The organism is Anaerophaga thermohalophila DSM 12881, assembly GCF_000191885.1.
Lineage (GTDB): Bacteria > Bacteroidota > Bacteroidia > Bacteroidales > Marinilabiliaceae > Anaerophaga > Anaerophaga thermohalophila.
In genome coordinates, this window is record NZ_AEWI01000202.1 from 1 (window position 1) to 8222 (window position 8222).

5 protein-coding genes and 1 riboswitch are annotated in these 8222 nt (G+C 41.3%); of the genes, 4 read left to right on the forward strand and 1 reads right to left on the reverse strand.

All coding sequences use genetic code 11. The features are described from left to right. Positions 1-563 precede the first annotated feature (563 nt). Positions 564-814, forward strand: a riboswitch (cobalamin riboswitch). Between the two features lie 98 nt (positions 815-912). After that, a complete protein-coding gene (locus ATH1_RS0117720; RefSeq protein ID WP_010421421.1) occupies positions 913-2817 on the forward strand; it encodes a TonB-dependent receptor plug domain-containing protein in 1905 nt (634 codons plus the stop codon). A gap of 382 nt (positions 2818-3199) precedes the next feature. Continuing rightward, a complete protein-coding gene (locus tag ATH1_RS0117725; protein ID WP_010421418.1) occupies positions 3200-4333 on the forward strand; it encodes a YncE family protein in 1134 nt (377 codons plus the stop codon). A gap of 296 nt (positions 4334-4629) precedes the next feature. Here ATH1_RS0117725 and ATH1_RS0117735 read toward each other — a convergent pair whose 3' ends face one another. Next, positions 4630-5574 carry a LacI family DNA-binding transcriptional regulator gene (locus ATH1_RS0117735; RefSeq protein ID WP_010421413.1) on the reverse strand — a complete coding sequence of 315 codons (945 nt, stop codon included), beginning with the start codon at positions 5572-5574 and terminating at the stop codon, positions 4630-4632. Between the two features lie 363 nt (positions 5575-5937). Here ATH1_RS0117735 and ATH1_RS19945 point away from each other — a divergent pair, with 363 nt between their 5' ends. Both ATH1_RS19945 and gdhA read left to right on the forward strand, forming a co-directional pair. Continuing rightward, positions 5938-6279: a YfiR family protein gene (locus ATH1_RS19945; RefSeq protein WP_010421409.1), complete on the forward strand. Its 342-nt coding sequence runs from the start codon at positions 5938-5940 to the stop codon at positions 6277-6279. 222 nt (positions 6280-6501) lie between these two features. Then, entirely contained in the window at positions 6502-7839 is a 1338-nt protein-coding gene (gene gdhA, locus ATH1_RS0117745; RefSeq protein WP_010421406.1) for an NADP-specific glutamate dehydrogenase, read from the forward strand. The last annotated feature ends 383 nt before the right edge of the window (positions 7840-8222 follow it).

The following is an 8222-nucleotide window of genomic DNA, read 5'->3' on the forward strand; positions in this document are numbered from 1 at the left end:
TCCCTCCTCAGAATGACACCGGGCATCCTGCCATTCTGAGCGAAGCGAAGAATCTCTCTCTGATTGATAATTGTCAAATCTGTGTCAATCTGTGTAATCTGTGGTGAACTCTCAATCTCAATCTCAACCTCAACCTCAACCTTAGCCTCAGTCTGGTTGGAAGAGATTCTTCGTCGTTCCTCCTCAGAATGACACTGAGCTTTCTGTCATTCTGAGCAAAGCGAAGAATCTAATAATAAGCTAATAACTAAAATTGATCTTCAATATTTAGTAATTTAATAATCTGTGGCTATCTGTGTCATCTGTGGTAAACTCTCAGCCTCAGCCTCAATCTTAGCCTCAGCCTCAACCTCAACCTAACTGTTCTATCTCTCCCATCTTTTTAGTATCTGATAATCAGGAATTTAAACATTTGCAAGACAGCAGCATAAAAGCAATACTCTGTCATACTCTTCTTTATAACTTCGCGTCATCTCGTCTCTGCGTTTAGACTTTTTATGGTCTATAAAAAAAACAGGCAAAATTTTAAAACCCTTTTTTTGGGAATAAAAAAATAGCTTTACATTTGTCATCAGAATACTGGTTCACCATTCCCGTTTCGGGGAGGTGATTAAAAGGGAATCCGGTTAAAGTCCGGAGCTGTCCCCGCAGCTGTAAGCTCTTTTTTGGTTTGAAAAATACTCTTGCCACTGGAAACAGTCAGCAATTATCAATCATTAATGTTTTCATTGATAATTGGTCATTGATAATTGAATCCGGGAAGGCGTTTCAAACCGGAGCAAGCCAGAAGACCTGCCAGAAGACCAATTCGTAGCTTTCGGGTGGAAAAGCGAAGATATGAACAGTTATTTCCGTTCTATTTTCACTAAACCGGATGTTGCGAATGATTAATCAGTTTAATCATTTGTGACTATGTTATTGAAGTATTTTTGGGTGTCATGTCTGTGTGCATGTCCTGTATTACTTAGTGCTCAGGATTATTTTCAGGAAGAACCTGTCAGGCTTGAGGAGGTTCGTATTACGTCGTCGCGTCTTCAGGATTATGCCGTCGGTGCTTCTGTTCTGGAGCCTGATTCTTCGTTGGTAAAGCTTCATCAGTCAGAGTCTCTTTCATCCTTGTTGTCAGCTGCTTCGGGGGTAAACCTTAAAACTTATGGTGCAGGGGGATTGGCTTCTGTCAGCCTGAGGGGAGGTTTGGCAGATCATACGGCTGTATTATGGAATGGTCTGAATATAAAAAGCCCTATGAACGGGGGTATTAATTTTTCCGTTTTGCCGGTGTCTTTTTTTGGCAATGTGAAAATACAATATGGTGGGGCGGCAACACTTTTCGGAAGCGGTGCTATGTCCGGTGTTGTGCATCTGGATGGCAACGACCTGTTGGGGAAGCCCGGTTCTGCTGATGTTAGTGCAACCGCGGGCAGTTTTGGGTTCGGAGCAATGTCGGGCAGTCTGAAAACCGGCACAAAAAATTTTGGCTCACGTACTGCCTTGTATCTCCAAACCGCTGATAACGACTTTTCATTTAAGAACACATCAAGGACAGGCCATCCTGAAGAAATTCAAACCAACGCCGGCGTGAGTCAGTTGGGCGGTCTCCAGGAGAATCAATGGCGCATCAATGACCATTCTTTGCTTTCCTCGGCTGTATGGGTTCAGTATTACGACAAAGACCTGCAAACTCTGATGACCAGCCGTCAACCGGGTGAGACCAATCAGACAGACAAAAGCCTTGCTGTTTCGCTTAATTATAAATATTATACTGCCTCCGGGTATCTGACTTTAAAACAGGGACTATTAAGGAACAAAGTTGTTTATTCCGATCCTGCTATGGCTGATCCGCAGTCCGATAATAATTCTCTTTCCTGGATAAATGAGGCGGAATATAAACTTCGTTTGGGAGAGCTGCATTCCATTCTGGCAGGTGTTAATTATACTTTTGAAAGCGCCGAGTCGGATGGTTACAGGGGAAGCGTTTCACGAAACAGAGTTGCAGCATTTGTGTCCGGACGGTTGGGACTGTCGGGTGGTGCGGGCGCTGCAGTATTAAGCTTACGTGATGAGATGACCGATGGTCAGATTCATCCGGTGGTTTTTTCGTTGGGTGCTGAACATGGTTTTCTAAACGCATTTAGGGTTAAAGGGAATATTTCCCGTAATTACCGGATTCCGAATTTAAATGATCTCTACTGGAAGGAGGATGGTTTCTCTGTAGGCAATCCTGCCCTCGAACCCGAGTCGGGATGGTCGGGTGATGCCGGCATCATGTATTCATGGGGAGGAGAAAGTTTTTCTTACGGGGTGAGTGTAACCGGTTTTACTTCTTCGACAAAAGATATAATTGTTTGGTTGCCTGAAAATGGCGGAAAATGGACACCGCGAAATAAAAAGAATGGCGATACCAGGGGAATCGAAACTAATTTTAATTTCAGTGCTGTTGCAAATAAAATCAGACTTTCAGGGCGTATCTTTTACACCTACACCAGCTCGGTATTAACATCATCGGATGAGTATGACCAGAAACAAATGATATATGTTCCGAAGCATCAGATGTCATCGAATATAGCATTTTCCAGGAATTCATTTTATTCCATACTTGCCTGTCGCTTCAAAGGAGAGCGGTATTACGATTATAAAAGAACATTGGATGCTTATTTTATCATGGATGCATCGGTGGGTTATCGTTTCCCTTTAGCGGGGCTCGATGCCGATATCTCTGTAAAAGTATTGAATCTTACCGATAGCCAATACCAGGTAGTTGCCTGGTATGCCATGCCACCACGTAATTACAAATTTACTTTAAATATAACCATTTAATTTTTTGGGGAAATGAAACGAGCATGGCAAAGATTGCCGTAATAGGTCATTAGGTCATTAGGTCATTAGGTCATTAGGTCATTAGGTCATTAGGTCATTAGGTCATTAGGTCATTAGGTCATTAGGTCATTAGGTCATTAGGTCATTAGGTCATTAGGTCATTAGATTATTAGATTATTAGATCATTAGATCATTAGATTGTTAGCTAATGTGATAAAACTTATAACATTCTAACAACTAACACATCAACAACTTTAACAATTCTAACAATTCTAACAAATGTAAGATGAAACGAGCATGGCAAAGTTTTCCACAACAGGACATGTATAAGTTCTTACATACGAGTTCAATCATATCTATAACTTATATAAATTTTATACTGATGAAACGATTTATTTTTGAACATTCAGGAAGCCGTTTTTTGGGTTTCAATGCAGTGAGAATCTTTGGCCTGGCCTTGTTGCTGGCACTTTTCCCCGGTTGTGAAGACAACAACGATACGAAGATTCATGATCCGGGCAATTTTGCAAATGGAATATTTGTATTGAATGAAGGTAACTGGGGTGCAGGTAATTCATCGGTTTCTTTCATTCCGGCTGATAAGGACACGGTTTTTGCCGATCTTTTTACCGCGGCCAACGGTGAAGATAAAGTACTGGGTGATGTATTGATGGATATGGTTTCTGTTGACACTCTGTCTTATCTCGTTTTGAATAGTTCTCATTCGGTTGTGGTCGTAAACAATAAGAATTTTGAATATGTGGGTGAGATCACCGGATCGGTCAATAATCCGCGTCAGGCAATTGTTTACAATGGCATGATTTATCTTTCCCAGTGGGGGAACGGAGGCGAAGTTTTGGTGATTGATCCATTTGATTATTCTGTTGTTGCTACAATTCCGACAGGACAAGGGGCGCATGGAATTAAAGAGATTGACGGGAAAATATGGGTGGCTAATAGCGGTGGATACGTATATGACAACACGGTTTCGGTCATTAACCCCGAAAACAATACAGTTGAGAGAACCATTGAAGTTGGAGACTGTCCTCAGAATTTCGTGGTTGATTACAAGGGTGATGTTTGGGTGTTGTCTTCCGGTTATACCGAGTATGACAAACAGTGGAATGTTGTTAGTCAGACAGAACCTTATCTTACATGCATCGATGGTGAAACCTGTGAAGTAAGCAAGAACCTTCAGATCAGTTCATATTCAAGTCCTACAGAAATAGCCATTTCTAAGGACAGGAAAAAAATATACTTTGGTGGCGGGTCAGGTGGTGCCAGAGTATGGGAAGTATCGGCGGATAGTGATGAATTACCTTCCGGTACTTTCTCGGATTTAAGTCCTTATGGTTTTTCTGTTCATCCTGAAACCGGCAATCTCTATTGCGGAATGTCACCTGACTTTACTAAACCCGGTTCGGTAATAGTACTGGACAATGAAGGAAACCGGGTGAAAGAATATAATGAAAACATCGGGATAGGACCACGCCGGTTCATATATGTCTCGCGTTAAACATCCATGAGCTCTGTCTGAAAAGCATCTTTGTTGGCAAACTTATTTTTTGTTTTTTTAAACGCAAAGACGCCATGTCGCAAAGTTTTTATTATGAGAAAGTAGCAAGTTGTGATTTGTTTTGGTAATTTCATAATATATTGATTATCAACTAATTGTAAAGTTTATAAGTGTGGTATAAAAAGCATATTTTTGTCAAAATCGAGGCGTTTTAAATTTTTGTACAGGAGTTAACTCATTGTTAATGAGGATGCAAAAATTTAAAACAACAACGAGTTTGGCAATAAAGATGCTTTTTAGACCGGGCTCATTTCTGAATTGTTTGCAGAAACAATATTCAAAAGCTTTTCAACAACTTTCGCAGTCATTTCTTCTATGTTTTCTGGACACACCAGCAAAATATCATTGTCCAGCATCTTAAATTCCGGTCGCTCCCCGCAACATGCGAACATCAGGTTTTGTGCTGCCAGGTCACGTACATTTTTTTGTGAAAGAGCTTCAATGGCCATTTCAGGTGTTTCGAAAATAATTCCGTTGGCCCCTTTTGCAGTAACTTCTTTTATGGCTTCTGCTATTGCCGCTGAACGGTTGTCTGTCGCAGATAGAAGAAACAGGTTTTCCGGAATATCAAACCGGTCGCAATAATTATCGCGATAAGTTTCAATAACTTTTTGGGTAGAAAAACTCCGGGAGTCTTCTGCTATTAAACCGATGGCTTTTTTATTGTGACGATATAATAATGAGATCATTGAGTTTACACTATGCCTGTAGTCAGGACAGATACTCTCAATTCCTTCATTTGTTGGTTTAAACCCCGCGCAGATTAAAGGTATGTCGGGAATGTTTTTCCCGGTTAGGCTATTAACAGCTTCTTTGTCCGGAATGATATAACCATCAGCTATCGTATTTTCTATTGAGGTAATAATGTCGTCTCCCGAAAGAACAGGAACAACTACATACCCTTTGGTTTTTAGCTGAACGATTATATGGTGCAGCCATAAGCTGTTCCTGCAGGATAAGAAATGGGATGCAATAACAGCGATAATCCCTGTTTTCCCGTTTAACCGGCCAGGATTGAAATGACCTGGCTTGTAATTTAGTTGGTCGGCCGTTGTCTTAACTCTTTCAATGGTTGTTTGAGCTATATTCACACTGGCGGCTTTTCCGTTTAACACCAATGACGCTGTTGTTTTGGACACACCCGCTTTTTTTGCTACGGTGCCAAGTGTAGTTCGTTCCATGACTAAATGTGTTTAGGCAAGTCAAATGTAGCAAAAATGAGATTATAATTCAAATTCTTGCAAGCAAGCGTCGGAGCCGAGCGGAGCGATTCTGCTCAATGATTAGAAAATGTTGGCTTTCATTAAACATATTAGTGAAAGCCAATATTTTCTTAATCAGGGTTAACTCTGAATAAAGCAATACTTCGCAAAACTTGTATCTCTCAACTTGGGTATAAAGAGGATAATTTTTCTCTGCTATTGTTTGTGGGGTTTATTAACCTGTTTTGTGGGTAATACTGCGTTAAACTTATACAAGTATTTGATAATTAATTATACGTCATTGCGTTAAGCACAACTCTCTCATAATTAATACTTTGCGTCATGGTAACACTGCAGTCAGGTAACGGACTATCTATTGATGAGGTAATTGGAAATCAGCCTATTGAAGTGCGCAACTACATGTCGGCCGATGAGGTGGGCGATCCCCACATAATGTTTGTTGGTCATTGGCAGAGTTATCAATTCCCGGAAGTTCTGAAGAATCTGAAGGGCGATTCTGTGCTACTGATCACCGAAAAAGAGGGGATGACTGAGCAGGGAGCTGCCATAAATTTTGTGATACGGGACGGTAAAATTCAGTATGAGGTTAAGAAATCTCATGCCATCGCCCGCGGATTAAATGTGAGTTCGCGATTGGCACAGATGGGAATATCCAGGGAATAGAAAGTAACCCGGTTTATTCTATTCATACTTTCAATTTATTGCATTTTTTGAAACTCCCATGGATGATTTTTGTCATAAGAACCATTTATTTGTTGTTAATATTCTGAAAAAGAATATTTTCCGTTATCAATGCAGGCCTGTATAAAAACTTTCAATTTGTTACTCCGTATAACAAAATATCTCTATTTTTGATGTTAAAATCAGATATTAAAATCCAGGGATATGGAGAACAAATTTCAATCTTTTATGGACGCAGTCAGGAGAAAGAATCCTGGCGAAGATGAATTTTTACAAGCCGTACAGGAAGTAGTCGAAACTGTATGGGACTTCTACAATGAAAACCCCCGTTATCAGAAAGCAAAAATTCTGGAGCGAATGACCGAGCCCGAGCGGGTCGTAATGTTTCGTGTGCCATGGGTCGATGATAAAGGTGAGGTGCAGGTTAACCGTGGCTACCGGGTAGAATTTAATTCTGCTCTGGGACCCTATAAAGGCGGTCTTCGTTTTCACCCCAGTGTTACTTTGAGTGGGCTCAAATTTTTAGGCTTTGAGCAGACCTTCAAAAATAGTCTTACTTCTTTACCAATGGGAGGGGGAAAAGGCGGAAGCGATTTTAGTCCCAAAGGAAAATCGGACAATGAGATCATGCGCTTCTGTCAGGCTTTCATGGGTGAATTGTTCAGGCACATTGGACCCAATACAGATGTTCCTGCCGGCGACATAGGTGTTGGTGGCCGCGAAATCGGATACCTTTTCGGAATGTATAAAAAATTGAAAAACGAATTTACCGGAGTTCTTACCGGTAAAGGGCGCGAGTATGGTGGCAGTCTTATCCGTCCCGAAGCAACAGGTTTTGGAGCCGTATATTTTGTGCGTGAAATGTTGAAAGAAAAGAACGACACACTGAAGGGGAAAACCGTGGCTTTGTCGGGATTTGGAAATGTTGCCTGGGGGGCAGCGCTCAAGGCGACCGAACTTGGCGCCAAAGTGGTTACTATATCCGGCCCCGATGGTTATGTATACGATCCCGATGGCATTTCAGGCAGCAAAATTGATTATATGCTTCAGTTAAGGGCGTCTAATCAGGATATTGTTGAGCCTTATGCTGAAAAATACGGTGTTGAATTTTTCACTGGCAAACGTCCCTGGGAACAAAAAGTAGATATAGCCATTCCATGTGCCATCCAGAACGAACTTAACCTGGAAGATGCCAGGACCCTTGTTGAGAATGGCTGCCAGTTGATTGCTGAAGCTTCCAACATGGGTTGTACCGCAGATGCTGCAGCTTATGCAACGGAGAAAATTATGTTTGCCCCGGGCAAGGCTGTTAACGCGGGAGGCGTAGCGGTATCCGGACTTGAGATGAGCCAGAACAGCATGCGGCTGGAATGGACCAGCGATGAAGTGGATGCCCGCCTGAACCAAATCATGAATAATATCCATGCCACATGTGTAAAATATGGTAAAGGCATGGACGGCAAAATCAATTACGTGAAAGGAGCCAATATCGGTGGATTTGTAAAAGTTGCCGAGGCCATGATGGCACAAGGCGTTGTGTAGTTTTTCATTCGTATAAAATTAGTCTAAGTTATTGGTCGAATGGAACTCGCATGATTGAGTTTTATACATATTCTTTTGTGCTAAACCTTGTCATGCTTGTTTCATTCGGACAAAATTTATCTAAGTTATTGGTCTGATGCAACTCGTCCCGACTTATCGGGACTCATCTTATCATACTTTAATTGATATTAGATGATTAGAGGTTAGATTCTTCGCTTCGCTCAGAATGACAAACAGCTAAGGTTGAGGTTGAGGTTGAGGTTGAGATTGAGATTAAGGTTGAGGTTGAGGTTGAGGTTGAGAGTTCACCACAGTTGACGCAGATGAACACAGATTATTTTTATTGGCATCAATAAAAATCACATTTTAATATGTTTGCTTTT